General features: G+C 50.1%; 10 protein-coding genes. 5 read left to right on the top strand and 5 right to left on the bottom strand.

What is annotated here, in order from left to right; translation table 11 throughout:
• Positions 1–62: 62 nt before the first annotated feature.
• From nhaA to Q0482_RS04505, 4 genes are all read right to left on the bottom strand, one after another.
• On the bottom strand, positions 63–1277 hold the full coding sequence (gene nhaA / locus Q0482_RS04490) for a Na+/H+ antiporter NhaA (protein WP_299143905.1): 1215 nt from the start codon (positions 1275–1277) through the stop codon (positions 63–65).
• 1321 nt (positions 1278–2598) lie between these two features.
• Complete coding sequence (gene ptsP, locus Q0482_RS04495) at positions 2599–4227, bottom strand: phosphoenolpyruvate--protein phosphotransferase (RefSeq protein ID WP_299143908.1); 1629 nt, start codon at positions 4225–4227, stop codon at positions 2599–2601.
• A 35-nt stretch (positions 4228–4262) separates the two neighbouring features.
• Positions 4263–4838, bottom strand: coding sequence for a cob(I)yrinic acid a,c-diamide adenosyltransferase (locus Q0482_RS04500; protein WP_299143911.1), 576 nt, complete (start codon positions 4836–4838; stop codon positions 4263–4265).
• A gap of 214 nt (positions 4839–5052) precedes the next feature.
• On the bottom strand, positions 5053–5745 hold the full coding sequence (locus Q0482_RS04505) for a VTT domain-containing protein (protein ID WP_299143914.1): 693 nt from the start codon (positions 5743–5745) through the stop codon (positions 5053–5055).
• 676 nt (positions 5746–6421) lie between these two features.
• On the opposite strand from Q0482_RS04505, the gene Q0482_RS04510 reads away from it, so the two are divergent.
• The 3 genes from Q0482_RS04510 to pheT all read left to right on the top strand — a co-directional run bounded on the left by Q0482_RS04510 (position 6422) and on the right by pheT (position 11746).
• Positions 6422–7558 (top strand): acyl-CoA dehydrogenase family protein, encoded by a 1137-nt coding sequence (locus tag Q0482_RS04510; protein ID WP_299143917.1) that lies wholly within the window; start codon positions 6422–6424, stop codon positions 7556–7558.
• 684 nt (positions 7559–8242) lie between these two features.
• On the top strand, positions 8243–9256 hold the full coding sequence (gene pheS / locus Q0482_RS04515; protein ID WP_299143936.1) for a phenylalanine--tRNA ligase subunit alpha: 1014 nt from the start codon (positions 8243–8245) through the stop codon (positions 9254–9256).
• Between the two features lie 18 nt (positions 9257–9274).
• Positions 9275–11746 (top strand): phenylalanine--tRNA ligase subunit beta, encoded by a 2472-nt coding sequence (gene pheT, locus Q0482_RS04520; protein WP_299143920.1) that lies wholly within the window; start codon positions 9275–9277, stop codon positions 11744–11746.
• A 448-nt stretch (positions 11747–12194) separates the two neighbouring features.
• On the opposite strand, the gene Q0482_RS04525 is transcribed toward pheT, so the two are convergent.
• Positions 12195–12689, bottom strand: a complete 495-nt coding sequence (locus Q0482_RS04525; protein ID WP_299143922.1) for an S-adenosylmethionine decarboxylase — start codon at positions 12687–12689, stop codon at positions 12195–12197.
• Positions 12690–12992: 303 nt separating this feature from the next.
• On the opposite strand from Q0482_RS04525, the gene argR reads away from it, so the two are divergent.
• Together argR and recN are read left to right on the top strand one after the other, a co-directional pair.
• Entirely contained in the window at positions 12993–13448 is a 456-nt protein-coding gene (gene argR, locus Q0482_RS04530; RefSeq protein WP_299143924.1) for an arginine repressor, read from the top strand.
• Between the two features lie 14 nt (positions 13449–13462).
• Entirely contained in the window at positions 13463–15124 is a 1662-nt protein-coding gene (gene recN / locus Q0482_RS04535) for a DNA repair protein RecN (protein ID WP_299143926.1), read from the top strand.
• The last annotated feature ends 240 nt before the right edge of the window (positions 15125–15364 follow it).

A 15364-nucleotide genomic window follows, 5' to 3' on the forward strand; every position in this document is an offset into this window, starting at 1 on the left:
CGCTGCATTCAAAAATCCCGGCTCTTTCAGGAGAGTCGGGATTTTATGACGTTATAACGAATTTACACTTTTTCCATATCCGACAGGGGCAGTGCTTCTTTGCCTTTGCATTTGGAGCCGGTGGTGAGGAAGACCAGGGTGCCTGCTGCAGCGGAAATGGTGGAGGCCATGAGGATGGAGAATTTGGCCAGGTTCAGGAGGGCCGGGTCTGTGAAGGCGATGGAGGCAATGAAAATGGACATGGTGAAACCGATGCCGCCAAGCATGCCGGTGGCTGCCAGCTCGCGGGGAGAAGCTTTTCCGGGGATGTCTATATTTCCCAGTTTATGAAGGAGATAGACCGATCCGAAGATGCCCACCGGCTTACCAAGGAAGAGGCCGGCCAAAATGCCCCAGGGGAGGGGAGAGGAGAAGTCCAGGGATGCCAGGGAGATTTCTACGCCTGCATTGGAGAGAGCAAAGATAGGCATGATGAGGTAGGCGGACCAGGGATGAAGTCTCTTTTCCCAGCGGTGAAGCATGGATGTTTTGCAGCTCTTTTCAGCGGGAATGGAGAAACCCAGAATGACGCCGGCAATAGTGGGGTGGATGCCTGCTTTGAGGAAGAAATACCATGCAATGAGGCCCAGAACAAGGTAGGCCGGAAAGAAACGGATTTTCATGCGGTTTAAAACGAAGGCGCCTGCCAGGGCAGCCAGTCCGGAGAGGAGGGCAAACCAGGCAAGGTCGGTGCTGTAGAAGAGGGCAATCACCACGATGGCGCCCAGGTCATCTACAATGGCCAGGGCGGTGAGGAAGACGATGAGGCCCGGAGGCGCGCTTCTGGCTGCCATGGTCATAATGCCCAGGGCAAAGGCAATGTCCGTGGCCATGGGGATGCCCCAGCCGCCGGCGGTGGGGGAGCCGAAGTTCAAAAGGCTGTAGAACAGGGCAGGCACCAGCATGCCGCCTAAAGCGCCGCATACCGGAAGAATCATGGCGGATTTCGTCTTCAGCTCACCGAAGAGGAATTCCCGCTTGATTTCCAAACCTACCAGGAAAAAGAAAATGGCCATGAGCCCGTCATTCACCCAGTGGAGCAGTCCCATTTTCAGGGAATAATCTCCAAATCCGATGGCTATGGGGGTATGAAGGATATGTTCATAGGTCTTTCCCCAGGGAGAGTTGGCCATGATGACCGCCAGAATGGCGCATATCAGAAGAATGACACCGCCGGATGCTTCTGATCGCAAAAAAGAAAGAAATGTGGTGCTCAAGGATTCGATTTTTCGTCTCATAGTCAACTCCTTTCAACGAATGGAAATATTCTATTTAAATGATAGCATATAATGTATGCAATGTCACTACTTATGAAAAATTATTTATATATTATATTGAATGCTATGCAATTGAATGGGTTGCTTGATTAATAGATGTATATACTTAAGCTTCTAGTTTCTGGGGCCTTACTGTACTTGGTGTGTTTTTCCTTCACATTCCCATCGTCATTCTAAGCGATAGCAAAGAATGACAATGGGAATGTGAATGTGAATGGGAATGGGAAGGTTAGCACCTAACGCAGTCTGATTTCTGATTTTTATTGTCTAATCTATGCCCCCCTGTCCTCCGTCGCCTGTCGGCGACACCCACTTTCTGGGAAAGGAGGCTATGGCTGTTCGTCATGCGGCACTGGATAAACAAAGGCGCATCCCGTAACGTAGGCTCCTTCCCCAGGTGGCAATCCTGCATAGGATTGCCAAGTCGGGCAAAGTTGGCCCTTAGCCTGCCCATAAAAGGGCCTTCCTTTTGTTTGCCCGACCGGAATGGAGCTGGGCGATAGCCCTGAGGATAGGTCCGAAAATTCCTTGGCAGACCTGACGCCCCTATCCTCCGTCGCCTAACGGCGCCACCTGCTGGCCGGGCTTTAAGGTGTTCGCTTTGTGTGCAGGCTATGCTCACATAATAGCCCGGCTCAGAAGTCCTCTGCAGGACTTCTGCCTGTGGAAGGAGACTATGGCTGTTCGCCATGCAGCATTGGAGCCACAAAGGCTAATCCCGTAACGCCCCTTGCGTCCCCTTGAGGTGGCCAAGGAACTGGATTTGTAGGGGAGCGAAGCGACCTGAAAATCCAGTGACATGCTTCCCAGCGGGGCGAAGAGGGCCACGAAGTGGCGCAGGGGTGCACTACGCTGCAAGTCGAAAAGATACTCTACGCAAACCTGACTGCCAAACGGCAGCCTTCCCGCCGACTGGTATTTATTGACATTTTTGTCACTTGCGATTCTTACCGAGATTCTTCGCCTGCGGCTCGGAATGACGATAAGGGCGGGAAGGCAATCCCGTAACGCTGATTTTATACTCATCGCCCGAAAGAGCGATACCACAACCCTCAGCCCCTAAAGGGGAAACGACTCACTATGATTTGTGCGTCGCTTTGCTCCTTCAAATCATGTTCGCTGTGCACGGCAAAGCCGCTGTCAAACCTAAGAACACTCCGGCCCAAAGGGCCTTAAACTTCAGAACCTTTTTACGCCTAATAATCCCTTTCAATAAAACCACGCAAAAAAACTGTGCAGAAATGGCTGCCATTTTAGCTGCACAGTTTTTTTATTTCATCATTTACTTGCTCAAATCGATGGAGCGGATCTGTTTCCTGAGGGGCAGTACGGAGTAGGGGGCCACGGAGAATTCGTCTACGCCCATGCGGAGGAAGGTTTCGGTGATGGAGAGGTCGGAGCCCAGTTCGCCGCACATGCCTACCCAAATGCCTTCCTTGTGGGCATTTTCCACGGTCATCTGGATGAGTTTCAGCACTGCCGGATGATGGGGGTTAAAGAAATCGGAGAGCACGCGGCTTGTCCTGTCGACTACCAGGGTGTACTGGGAAAGGTCGTTGGTACCGATGGAGAAGAAGTCCACTTCTTTAGCCAGTTTGTCGCTGATCAATGCGGCTGCCGGGGTTTCTATCATAATGCCTACTTCCATGTGGTGGTCATAGGCAATGCCTTTCTTGTCCAGTTCCATTTTCACTTCGTCCAGGATTTCTTTGGCTTTCCATACTTCCCACACAGAGGTGATGAGGGGGAACATGATGGCTGCCTTGCCGAAGGCGCTGGCCCGGAGGATGGCGCGGAGCTGGGTTTTAAAAATTTCCGGGCGCTTCAGGCAGATGCGGATGGCCCGCATGCCCAGGGCGGGATTTTCTTCTTTGGGGAGGTGGAAGGCGGAAGCTTCCTTATCTGCGCCAATATCCAGGGTACGGATGATGACCCTTTTGCCTGCCATGGTTTCGATGGCCAGTTTATAAATGTTAAACTGTTCTTCTTCGCTGGGGAGGGTATCCCGTCCCATGTAGATGAATTCACTGCGGAAAAGGCCGATGCCTTCGGCATCGTTTTTCAGTACTGCTGCCAGGTCGGAAGCAGAGGACACGTTGGCTGCCACTTCTACCCGATGACCGTCCACAGTTTCACTGGGGAGGCCTTTCAGCTGCTGCAGCAGGTCTTTCAGACGGATGCTCTGATCCTGCTTTTCTTTCATCACTGCCAGAATGCCGGGGGTGGGGTCCAGATATACGGTGCCGGAGAAACCATCGATGACAGCGGTTTTTCCGTCATAGGAGTCGTCTACTTCCGTGCCGGTGGCTACGATGGCAGGGACACCCAGGGCTCTTGCCAGAATGGCGGTGTGGGAGGTGGGGGTGCCTTCTTTGGTAACGAAGCCGAGAATTTTTCCTGTATCCATCTGGATGGTTTCACTGGGGGTGAGGTCGTCGGCGTAGAGAATGCAGGGTTCGTCTCCTGCAAACATGGCCTTCTTCTGGCGGAGGGTGCGAAGGAGGATGCGGGCAATTTCCTGTACGTCGCCGATATGGGCCTGCATGTATACGTCTGCTCCGGCACTGTAAATCTGGGTGAAGTTCTTTTCCGCCTGGGAAATGGCAGATTCTGCGTTAATGCTCTGGCTGCGGATCATGGAACGGACAGAGTCCACGAATTCCGATTCCGTCAGCATCTGCTGGTATACTTTGAAAATGGAGGCGTTATCAAGTCCTACACGGGAAACCGCTTCCTGGTAAAACTGGTTCATTTTGGCGGATGCTGCATTTCTGGCGGAGTCAAAACGGGCCACTTCCGTTTCCGGACGGTCCACCTTTATTTCCTCTACGCTGAATTCTTTGTGACGAAATATCCGGAGCGGTCCAATGGTGACCATGCCTGAAATGCTTTTTCCTGTAATTTTTTCCATTCTATGCAATCCTTTCTTTTTCCGCTGGAAGGAAATCAGTCTTCGATTCCCTTTCTTCCCATGACACCTTTGTCATAGTAATGACGGATTTTTTTCATTTCGGTAATGAGGTCTGCAGCATCCAAAATATAGGATGGCGCGTTGCGGCCGGTGAAGACAAGCTCCACATCAGGACGGCGGGCCGAGAGGATTTCCTTTGTATCCTCTTCATTGGCCAGGTCGTACCAGCAGGCCATATTGTATTCATCCAGAATGACCACATCATAGGAGCCGGAAACTGCCTTTACTGCATCATCGATGCCTCTGCGAATCATGGCTCGGTATTCCTTGGGCGGATGGCCGGCAGGATACACCACCAGCTTATCGCCCCAGGCCTTGATTTCCTCATCGCTAAGCATGCCTTCCTTGGCAATGAAATAGGGCTTTCCCAGTGTAATGAGAGTGATGCCCGGAAGGGTTTTCAGTACTTTCTGCTCGGAGTATGCCAGGGATTTCATGAACTGAATAATACATACTTTCTTTCCTGCACCGATGGCGCGGATGGCCAGTCCGATGGCGGCGGTGGTTTTTCCTTTTCCGTCGCCGGTGTAAACTTCGATATAACCTTTCATTCTATCCTCCTTATGAGAAATAGTCCTTCATAGAGGCGGTATCTATTACTTGAAAGAATAGATTTAATGTTATTTCATAAGTACATGTATATTATACAATGAAAAGAAAAGAAACAAAAGACGGGGATTTTCGGAAAAGAATGGGATGGGAAAATGGGATGGGAAGACGTAAAAGAATATACTAAAACCGCCATGCAGAGCATGACGGTTTATTTCAGAGGCATTTATTTTTAAAGCAGCGGCGCTTCTTGTACATTTTATGAATGACATAGCCTGCCAGCAGGAGGAAAAGAAGCACGATGAATCGGGTTCCGTGTTCCGAAAAGTAAATCAAGTCGTGGCCGAGCCATACTTCAATGACAACGGAAGGAATCTTGCCAATCAGGGTGGCCTTCAGATGTTCCCGGCTTGTAAGCTTGGTGAGAACGGCGATGGCGGTGAAAAGAATATTAGGGGAATAGGGGATAGCCCGGGCAAGGGCCATATTTTTCACGCAGCTGTATTTGTCCAGCTTGGTAAGCATATGCTTCTTTTCGATAATGCGTCGGGCTTCTTTGCGAAAGAAAATACGTCCGATGTGGAAGCTGATTTCGATACCGATGACTTCGCCTGCCCAGGAAATAAAGATTCCAGGCAGCAGCCCAAAGAGAGCACCGTTTACTGTCAGGAAGGGAATGGTGGGGATACCGAAAACATTGCAGAAGATGAGCAGCCCCATGCTTACCAGGAAAGCTCCATATCCGAAAGAAGCGATGTAATCCGCCAAACCGTCCACATCACCGGCCATGGTAAGATGAATGGTCTGGTTATAAAATTCAGGATAGTACATGCGAATCAGGTAAAGGGATATGACAGCGGCCACAATCAGGATGAGAAATCCGATCAGCTTTTTACATTTGTCAATCATAGTATATCCTTTTAGCCGCCCAAAGCCGGCACGGCGCCTTTTAGGAAACGCTGGTTTATCGGCTCACTGCTTTTATTTCCCGAACTTTATGCATTGAGGGCACGGGATGATGCAGACAATAAGCTGTTTACATCATTCCCTGATGCAGCAGTGCGTTAAGAACCTTATGAAATCAGAATCTATGAATGAATCAGCGTTTCCTTGATCTGTCCAGGCGGAGCGGCGCACCGGACAGGCATATTTTAGTTGATGATAGTCAGTAAATCGTCCAGTAAGACAACTTGTCTATTGTATACGATTTGTCAAGTTTATGCAAATACCTTCTCTTATCTCATACATTATAATACGGATTTCATCCATTTGCCAATATACATAGAGGGCTATATAAGTTTAGAGCTCCGATAAAATCGAATGTTTCTGCAATTCATTTCCATTGGCGTTTATTGAAATTAAACAGATGGATAGAGATAGAAGATAGGAGATAGAACGTAGATAGTAGAAGGGAAAAGATAGAGCGTAGAGGGGCATAGGGGAGCAGGGGGTGATTCAAAATGACAGTCCTCTGCCATTCATGGTGAATTTTTAGGGATAAATCTGTTATAATGAATAGGAAATGTTTCTGCAGGAGCTGCAGACAATTTGGTAACTATATTTTTGATTCGGCAGGTGTTGGAAAATGGACTTTACATTGACAGATCAGCAGAAGGAACTGGTAGGGCTGGCCCGGGAAATCGCACAGAAAGAAATCGCACCCAGGGCTCTTGAAATAGATAAGAGCGGCATTATGGATGAAGAGCTTCTTCATATCCTGAAACAGTCAGGCATGACCGCCCTGTCCGTTCCGAAGGAATTCGGCGGAGCAGGACTGGACCTCCTTACCATTGCCATGATCAGTGAGGAACTGGCCAAAGGCTGCGCCGGTGTAGCCACCGTATGTGCCGCCAATTCCCTGGCTTCTTTCCCGGTGCTTATCGCCGGAACCGATGAACAGAAGAAATCCTATTTTGACTGTCTTAATGATGGCGGCATGAGCTGCTTTGCACTGACAGAACCGGGAGCCGGCTCCGATGCCGGCGCCGTTTCCTGCCGGGCAAAAAAAGTTGACGGTGGTTATGTGCTGAACGGCACCAAGTGCTTCATCACCAATGCGCCTATTGCGGATAAGATTACCCTTTTTGCCAATACAAGAGAATCCGGTGGCATCCGCGGCCTCACAGTCTTTTCCGTAGACCGGCACACCAAGGGAATTTCCATCGGCAAGGAAGAAGATAAGATGGGCATTCGTGCCTCTGCCACCTCTGAAATCATTTTTGACGACTGCTTCGTGCCCGCTTCCGCCAGACTGGGAAGAGAAGGCATGGGATTCCGCATCGCCATGGAAACCCTGGAGAAATCGAGACCGGTGGTGGGCGCCATTTCCGTAGGCATTGCCCAGGCTGCTTTGGAAAATGCCATTCACTATGCACACCAGAGAAAGCAGTTCGGACAGAAAATCGCTTCCTTTGAAATGGTACAGCAGATGATTGCAGACATGGTTACAAAGACAGAAGCCGCCAGAGCTTTGGTGTACAAAGCCTGCTGGCTTCAGATGCAGGGGGACAAAAAAGCGTCCCTCTTCTCCGCCATGTCCAAGTGCTTCGCCTCCGATGCAGCCATGGAAGTTACTACTACCGCCGTTCAGGTCATGGGCGGCAACGGCTATTCCAGGGAAAATCCGAACGAAAAATATATGCGTGATGCCAAAATCATGCAGATTTACGAAGGCACCAACCAGGTACAGCGCCTCGTCATCGCCAATGCGGCTATGTATTAATTAGTGGGCTGGTGATCTAGTGTTCTAGGTAAGTGCGTAAGGCTCCTTGTCATGCAGCGCTGATGACACAAAAGCAAGTCCCGTAACGCTGACTTTATATTCATAGCCGCCAAAGGCGGCTATCCACCACCCTCTGAACCTTCTGAACCCGGGCCGCCGTATGGCGGTCCTATTGACATTTCCGTCAGTCATGTTAAAATAGCTTTATATATTGAGGCTATGATGAAGAAAGAGCATGCGGGGATTCTATGCAGGGATCCGGTACCAGTGAAACACCGGAAAGAATTCGCAGGGCTCAGTTCACTTCGGAGCTGTCGGCTGAACGGAGTAGGCCGGACGCAGGGCTGCGTTAAAGCTTTCGAGTACAAATCAGGGTGGTACCGCGGATGTAGACTTCGCCCCTTTGGGGGCGGGTCTTTTTTTATTCCATCATCCTTTTTGCATAAGGAAGACAATGCCCAATCAATCATAGGAGGTATATACATGGATACAAAGTTGGAAGAGCTGAAAGCAAAGGCCAAAGAAATGCTGCAGGCTTGCAATGATGAAAACCGCAAGCAGGAAACTTACGATGCAGTAAAAGCAAAACTGACCGGCTTTTTAAATGATGTGAAGAAGCTGGGGGATGGGGATACGGCTGTTTCTGACCTGGCTGACCAGATAAGAGCGCAGATCGTTTCTTTTATGGAAACAGACCTGAATACATTGAAGAAGGAAGCGCAGGAAAGAATCGCTGCTTCCATGGATGAGAAAACGCTGCAGGATACCAAAGTATTCTTCCTTGGCAAGAAAGGGAAACTCACTTCTATTTTAAGAGGCATGAAGGATGTTTCCGCATCCCAGCGTCCGGTCATCGGCGCCCTGGCCAACCAGGTGCGCAGTGATGTGGAAGCTGCCATTGCCGATAAAATGGAAGAATTGAAGCAGAAGAGACTGGAAGCGAAAATCAGACACGAAACCGTGGATATCACACTTCCCGCCCGTCACCACAAAATCGGCCATCTCCATCCCCTGGACAAGGCACTCCGTGAAATCATGAAGTCCTTTGTACGCATGGGCTATTCCGTAGAGGAAGGACCGGAAATCGAGCAGGACTACTACAATTTCGAATGTCTGAATCTCCCCAAGGACCATCCCGCCAGAGATATGCAGGATTCCTTCTATATCACTCCGGAAATCCTTCTCCGTACCCATACTTCCCCTGTACAGGCCAGAACTCTTCGGAAGCATGAACCCAATTCGCCGATCCGCATGATTGCACCGGGCAAGGTATTCCGCTGGGATAACGATGCCACCCATTCTCCCGTCTTCCATCAGGTAGAAGGCCTGGTAGTAGACAAGGGCATCAGCTTTGCAGACCTGAAGGGCACACTGGAAATCTTCCTGAAGGACCTCTTCGGCTCCGACACCAAAATCCGCTTCCGCGCCAGCTATTTCCCCTTCACCGAACCGTCGGCGGAAGTAGATATTTCCTTTGCCGCCAGAACCGGTGAAGAAGACGGAGATCCGGACTGGCTGGAAATTCTGGGCTGCGGCATGGTTCACCCCATGGTACTGAAGCTCAACGGCTACGACCCGGAAAAGGTAAGCGGCTTTGCTTTCGGCATGGGTATCGAACGTATTGCCATGCTGCTTTACGGAATCGATGATCTCCGTAATTTCTACGAAAATGATGTCAGATTCCTGAAGCAGTTCTAATGGAAGGAGATTAAATAGATGAACGTATCTTTAAAATGGCTGGGAGCCTTAGTTGATATTAAAGGAATGAACCCCGATGAAATGGCGGAAACGCTGACGGTGGACGGCATTCCTGTAGAGCATGTCATCCGTCCTGGAGAAGGAATCAAAGGTGTGGTCACAGGGAAAATCCTTTCCGTGGAAAAGCACCCTGATGCAGACCATCTTCTTATCTGCCAGCTGGATGTGGGGGAAAAAGAACCGGTGCAGATTGTTACCAGTGCCTCCAATGTGAAAGAGGGACAGATCGTACCCTGCGCCCTTTCCGGCGCCCATGTGCCTGCTGCCCATGATAATAAAGCTCCCGGCGGCCTTCGCCACGGCGACATCAAAATCAAAGCAGGCAAACTTCGCGGCGTGAAATCCGCCGGCATGATGTGCTCCCTGGGCGAACTGGGCATGGATGCCAATCTGTTCCCTGCCCTGAACCATGAAGGCATCCTCATCCTTCCGGAAGATACACCGGTAGGCGTAGATATTCACACACTCTATGACCTGGACGATGTGGTTTATGAAATGGAACTCACTGCCAACAGGGCTGACTGCTTCAGCATGATCGGCATGGCACTGGAAACCGGCGCCATTTTCAAGAAGAAAGTAACCCTGCCGGAAATTTCCGTAAAGGAAGAGGGCCCCTCCATCGAAGGCCGTGCCTCCGTCCATATTACCGAACCGGCTTACTGCAAACGGTTCTGCGGCCGTCTTCTGGAAAACGTAAAAATCGGCCGCTCCCCTGAATGGATTGAAAACCGCCTTCGCAGCAACGGTATCCGTCCTATCAATAACGTGGTAGATGCCGCCAACTACGTCATGCTGGAAATCGGCCAGCCTCTCCATACCTATGATTACGATAAAGTTGCCGGTCATTCCCTCACCTGCCGCCATGCCCATGAAGGGGAAAAGATCATTACCCTGGACGGCCAGGAAAGAGACCTCAATCCTTCGGATCTCGTCATTGCCGACGGTGCTGACAAAGCAGCCTGCGTAGCCGGCGTGATGGGGGGATTTGACTCCGAAGTCACAGCAGAAACAAAGAACGTGCTCCTTGAATCCGCCGTATTCGATTCTGCCTCTATCAGAAGAACCTCCCGCCGCCTTGGCCTTCGCTCCGAAGCCTCCGGCCGCTACGAAAAGGGCATTAACCCTGCCAGAAGTGAAATGGCCATCAACCGTATCTGCCAGCTCCTGGAAGAACAGGGCGCTGCCATCACCGCTAAGGGCATGCTTGATGAATATCCCGTCAAAGCAGAACCACAGGTTATCAAAACCACGGTGAAGAGAATCAATGACTACATCGGCATCAACATGCCCAAGGAACAGATGATTGAAATCCTTCAGGACCTCTATTTCAAAGTAGAAGAGAAGGATGGAAACCTCACCGTCACCGTTCCGGACTTCCGCCTGGACCTGGACGGCATGCCGGACCTGGCAGAAGAAGTGGCCCGGGTTTACGGATACAAGAACATTCCTATTACCACCCCCTGGAGCGCCATTGCCAAAGGCACCATGTCCAAAGAACAGGATGTGATTTTCCGCATTACGGATAGTCTCGTGGCAGACGGACTTTCGGAAGTGGTAAACTACAGCTTCATGGACAAAAAAGACCTGGAAAAACTGAATTTCCCCTGGGGTCATAAGGTGTATAATGCGATTCCCATCATGAACCCCATTTCCGAAGAATATCCGGATATGAGAACCACCCTTCTTCCGGGACTCATGCATACTCTGACCTATAATCTGTCCCAGAAGAACGAAGAAGCAGCTATCTTCGAATCCGGCCATGTGTACCAGCCAAAGGAACTGCCGCTGAAAGAACTGCCCTACGAATACGAACTCTTCTCCGGCCTCCTCTACGGCAGCCCCGACGAAGCAGGCTATCCGAACAACGGCAGGAAATACGATTTCTTCGACCTGAAAGCCATTATGGAAAACGTGCTGGAAGCACTGGGTGTAAGAGACTATGACATCAAACGCTCTGACTACCCCGTATTCCATCCCGGTATTTCCGCTGACTTCATTAAAGATGGCAAAGTACTCATGTCCTTCGGCCAACTCCATCCGGCAGTGCTGGACAAATGGGGCATCAAGAAAGAAGTTTACGGCTTTGTTATCTTCGTACCGCACCTCATGGGACTGGTAGACGAAACTATCGACTATACCAAGATTCCGAAATTCCCGGCCTCCCAGCGGGACCTCTCCCTTCTGGTACCGGTTCGCTGCTCCAACGATGAAGTAGAAGACATCATCCGCAAAGCCGGCGGGAAACACCTGGAAATGCTCCGCCTCTTCGACCTCTACCAGGGCGAACAGGTCAAAGAAGGATTCAAGAGCATGGCCTACAACCTCACCTTCCGCGCAGAAGACCGCACCCTCACCGATAAGGAAGTAGACCAGTGGATTGAAAAGATTGTAAAAGCACTGGAAAAAGCAGACATTACCCTCCGCGCATAATAACATTTGGGTATAAGAAAACCCCGGAAAATCGAAATGATTTTCCGGGGTTTTTGTAGTGGGAATTTGGGGGCGGGATCGGGGGCGAATTAGTGGCTTGCAGCCTGCAGCCTACGCCGCCTTCGGCGGCGTAGGTAGGCGCCCTTTGCAAATATGGGGCGCCATTTCTTTAAAACTTGCCCACCTTCCCTCGATGGGGTGGGGATCACATGAGCGGTGGAAGGGGGCCGCCGGAGGTGGAATTATAATTCATTGCCCGCAAGGAGATTGCCCGCAAAGACAATCCACAATCCTCGGACTGAAAGGCTGCGTCCATCTTAAGAACCTTTCTACACAACCCTTCTACACAACCCGCCGCCAAAGGCGGCCACAACCTTCGGGGACGGAGGCTCCGTCAACCGCTCCTTCTGATTTCTCTGAACCTTCGGGACCAGAGGAGCCGTCACTGTCACTCCGGCCCCAGGGTATCTCTCTTTTCATTCTTATGGCGCATGTAGTTGGCCACTTTCTGACCCGCCGTTTTCATCTGCTGCCTGGTGTTTTTAAACTTGTGAAGGGTGGTGGACTTTGACTTGATATTCGGCTTCATATCAGGATTGATGTTGCCCCGTTTTACAGAGGTGGCCCTGATTTTTTCGGGGTGCAGGGAGGCCCGGAGCACTGCCATGGTGCGGGCGGGCTTCAAATCCATGTCGAAGCTGTAAATGTCCACAGCTGCGTAGCACAGGTTCGGATACCAATGAATGCAGATGTGGGATTTGGGGCCGTAGGCTGCTGCGGTGATTTCTTCTTCACTTTCGTGGAAAAAGGTATCCTGCACATTCATGCCGATTTTCTCAGCCGCATCGGTTAATGCACGAAGCGCTGTTTCGGAAGATTCGATGGCATCCATGTCACAGTTATAACAGTCGATAAGCAGGTGTTTTCCAATATAATTATCCATAGCTGATTCCTTCTTTTTTAAATATGCACATTGGCTTCATTATAACAGAATTCTTTTTCTCCTGCAGTACAATTTATGCGATTCATTTGCGCTTATACATTATGCATTTTCCTCCTTTTAACAAATTGTATAAATAAACAACGAAATGAAAAAAACGTTGAATTACAGCAGATAAATTTTATTTTTATGCAGAATTTGTTTGACCTGCAGGGAAAAATGCTATAAAATGTATAAAATATACAAAATAGATTTTCAATGAAGCATTTATGCGGGTTTTAAAGATGTGAAACGAGGAGAACTCTTATGAAAAGATACAGAATCATGAAAATCAAGGAAATTATCCAGAACCAGGTCATTGAGACCCAGGAGGAACTGGCAGAAGCTCTTCGTAAAGAAGGTATTGCAGTGACCCAGGCCACAGTGTCCCGGGATATCAAGGATCTGATGCTTATTAAGATTCCCTACAAGAACGGCCATTACCGTTATGCCCTGTCCAATGAAAAGCAGAGCGTCATGTCCAAGAGCCATACCGCCATTCTTTTCCAGGAAGCAGTGGTGAAAATAGACTCCGCCATGAACATGGTGGTGCTCCACACCCTTCCCGGCTCCGCCTCTTCCGTAGCCTTTGCCATTGACCATTCCAAAAATGATGTGATCATCGGCACCCTGGCAGGGGATGATACGGTGCTTATTATCCTGAAATCGCCGGAAGATGTGCCTGTGCTTCTTTCCCACATCCAGAGTATGCTGAAAGACTGAGGCGGTGAACTGATATGCTGCAGAGTCTTCATATCATTAATTTCGCCATCATCGAAGATACGGTCATTGATTTTGACCAGGGAGTCACTGTTTTTACCGGCGAAACGGGGGCAGGGAAATCTATCCTCATCGATGCCCTGGCTATGCTCACCGGCCGTCGGGCCAGTACGGACCTCATTAGAACCGGCGCCGATTTCTTCAAAGTGGAAGGCGTCTTTTATGCAGACAATGATATCATTGACGATTTAAAGGAAGAGGGCATTGACTCCGACAATGGGCAGATTATCATTTCCCGCCGGCTGAACCGTTCCGGTCGTGGCATCTGCACCATTAACGGCAGTTTCTGCACTGTGAAGCAGCTCCAGAAGCTGGGAAAGAAACTGGTCCGTCTCCATGAACAGAACGATAATATGGAACTCCTTTCCATACCTTTCTGCGAAAAAATGGTGGACTCCGGTACTGCTGCTGTCATGGAAGCCTACAAATCCTACCGCGATTCCTATAAGGAATGGAAAAAACTGAAGGACGCCCTGGATGATTACCGGGAAAGAAAGCAGGAACGGGAAAGACGGCTTGACATTCTGGAATGGGAACTGAAACAGATTACTTCCGCCGCCCTGGCAGCAGGGGAAGACGAAGAAGTGGAAAAGAAACTGCAGGTCCTCCAGAACCACGAGCGCATTTTCCGCTCCCTTCATAATGCCCTGGACACCATCACCGCCGACGGCGGCCCCCAGGACTCCATTGCCGAAGCGGACAAGGAAATTTCCCAGGCCGCCAGGTATGATGAAAAACTGAATCCCATTCTGGAGTCCCTCCAGTCCGCCTCCTATGCCCTGGAAGATGCGGTGAGCTCCATGGAAGACTACATTTCCGGTTCCGATTTCTCGGAAGAAGAACTGGCTTCCCTTCAGGACAGGAATGAAGTCATTATGGAAATGAAGCGGAAGTACGGCCCCACACTCTCCGATGTTCTCTCCTATGAAAAGAAAGCCCAGGCAGAATATGACTCTCTGAAAGAAATCATCTATGACAACGATACCATCCGCAAAAACTATGAAGAACTCACTGCCCTTCTCACAAAAAAAGCGGAAGTACTGAACAGGGAACGGATGAAATCTTCTGAAATCATTCTGGAAAAGGTAGTATCCTCCCTGAAAGACATGGGCATGGAAAATGCAAGAATGAAACTCCATCTTCTGCCATCCGAAGAACCCCTCCCAAACGGGGCGGAAGAAATGGAATTCTACTTCTCCGCCAACATGGGAGAACCCCTCCGCAGTATGAAAGACACCGCTTCCGGCGGCGAAATCTCCCGTATCGCCCTGGCCATCGAAATGGTCATCTCCCGCCTCCTCAGGCAGCAGACACTGATTTTCGATGAAATCGACGTCGGCATCAGCGGCAAAGTGGGCCTCCAGGTGGCAAGGAAAATCGCCTTCCTTTCCCACGCCATCCAGGTCCTCTGCATTACCCACCTGCCCCAGACCGCCTGTGCTGCAGACCGCCACTACAAAATCGTGAAAACTGTCTCCCACGGCAGGACTGCCACCAAAGCTGTCCTTCTGAACGAAAAAGAACACCTGGCAGACATAGCTCTCATGATTTCCGGCAGTGACTCCTCCCAAAGCGCACTGGAGTCGGCAGTGGAAATGAAGAAAAAAGTAAAGGAATAAAAAATCTTCCCATGACTTTGCAGTCATGGGAAGATTTTTTTATTGGGGATTGATGGGGAATCAGGGTGTTTTAATGGCTGGTGTCAGCTATGGACTGTCGGCTGACCGCCTTGGCTGGTGCCTTTTAATCATATAAGGCGCCTCTTATGATAAAACCGTACAACCGCCCTGGCGGGCGAGGGGAAACAGCCTCGATTCCCGAAATACGTAACGAGTCATTTGACCACGCTTCACCAATCA

This window comes from uncultured Dialister sp. (genome assembly GCF_937959425.1).
Classification (GTDB): Bacteria; Bacillota; Negativicutes; order Veillonellales; family Dialisteraceae; genus Dialister.

Excerpts from the sequence above, each read along its gene's own strand:
- nhaA (WP_299143905.1), bottom strand. The coding sequence starts at position 1,277 with ATGAGACGAAAAATCGAATCCTTGAGCACCACATTTCTTTCTTTTTTG.
- pheS (WP_299143936.1), top strand. The coding sequence starts at position 8,243 with ATGGAAACAGACCTGAATACATTGAAGAAGGAAGCGCAGGAAAGAATC.
- argR (WP_299143924.1), top strand. The coding sequence starts at position 12,993 with ATGAAAAGATACAGAATCATGAAAATCAAGGAAATTATCCAGAACCAG.
- pheT (WP_299143920.1), top strand. The coding sequence starts at position 9,275 with ATGAACGTATCTTTAAAATGGCTGGGAGCCTTAGTTGATATTAAAGGA.
- recN (WP_299143926.1), top strand. The coding sequence starts at position 13,463 with ATGCTGCAGAGTCTTCATATCATTAATTTCGCCATCATCGAAGATACG.
- Q0482_RS04500 (WP_299143911.1), bottom strand. The coding sequence starts at position 4,838 with ATGAAAGGTTATATCGAAGTTTACACCGGCGACGGAAAAGGAAAAACC.
- Q0482_RS04505 (WP_299143914.1), bottom strand. The coding sequence starts at position 5,745 with ATGATTGACAAATGTAAAAAGCTGATCGGATTTCTCATCCTGATTGTG.
- ptsP (WP_299143908.1), bottom strand. The coding sequence starts at position 4,227 with ATGGAAAAAATTACAGGAAAAAGCATTTCAGGCATGGTCACCATTGGA.
- Q0482_RS04510 (WP_299143917.1), top strand. The coding sequence starts at position 6,422 with ATGGACTTTACATTGACAGATCAGCAGAAGGAACTGGTAGGGCTGGCC.
- Q0482_RS04525 (WP_299143922.1), bottom strand. The coding sequence starts at position 12,689 with ATGGATAATTATATTGGAAAACACCTGCTTATCGACTGTTATAACTGT.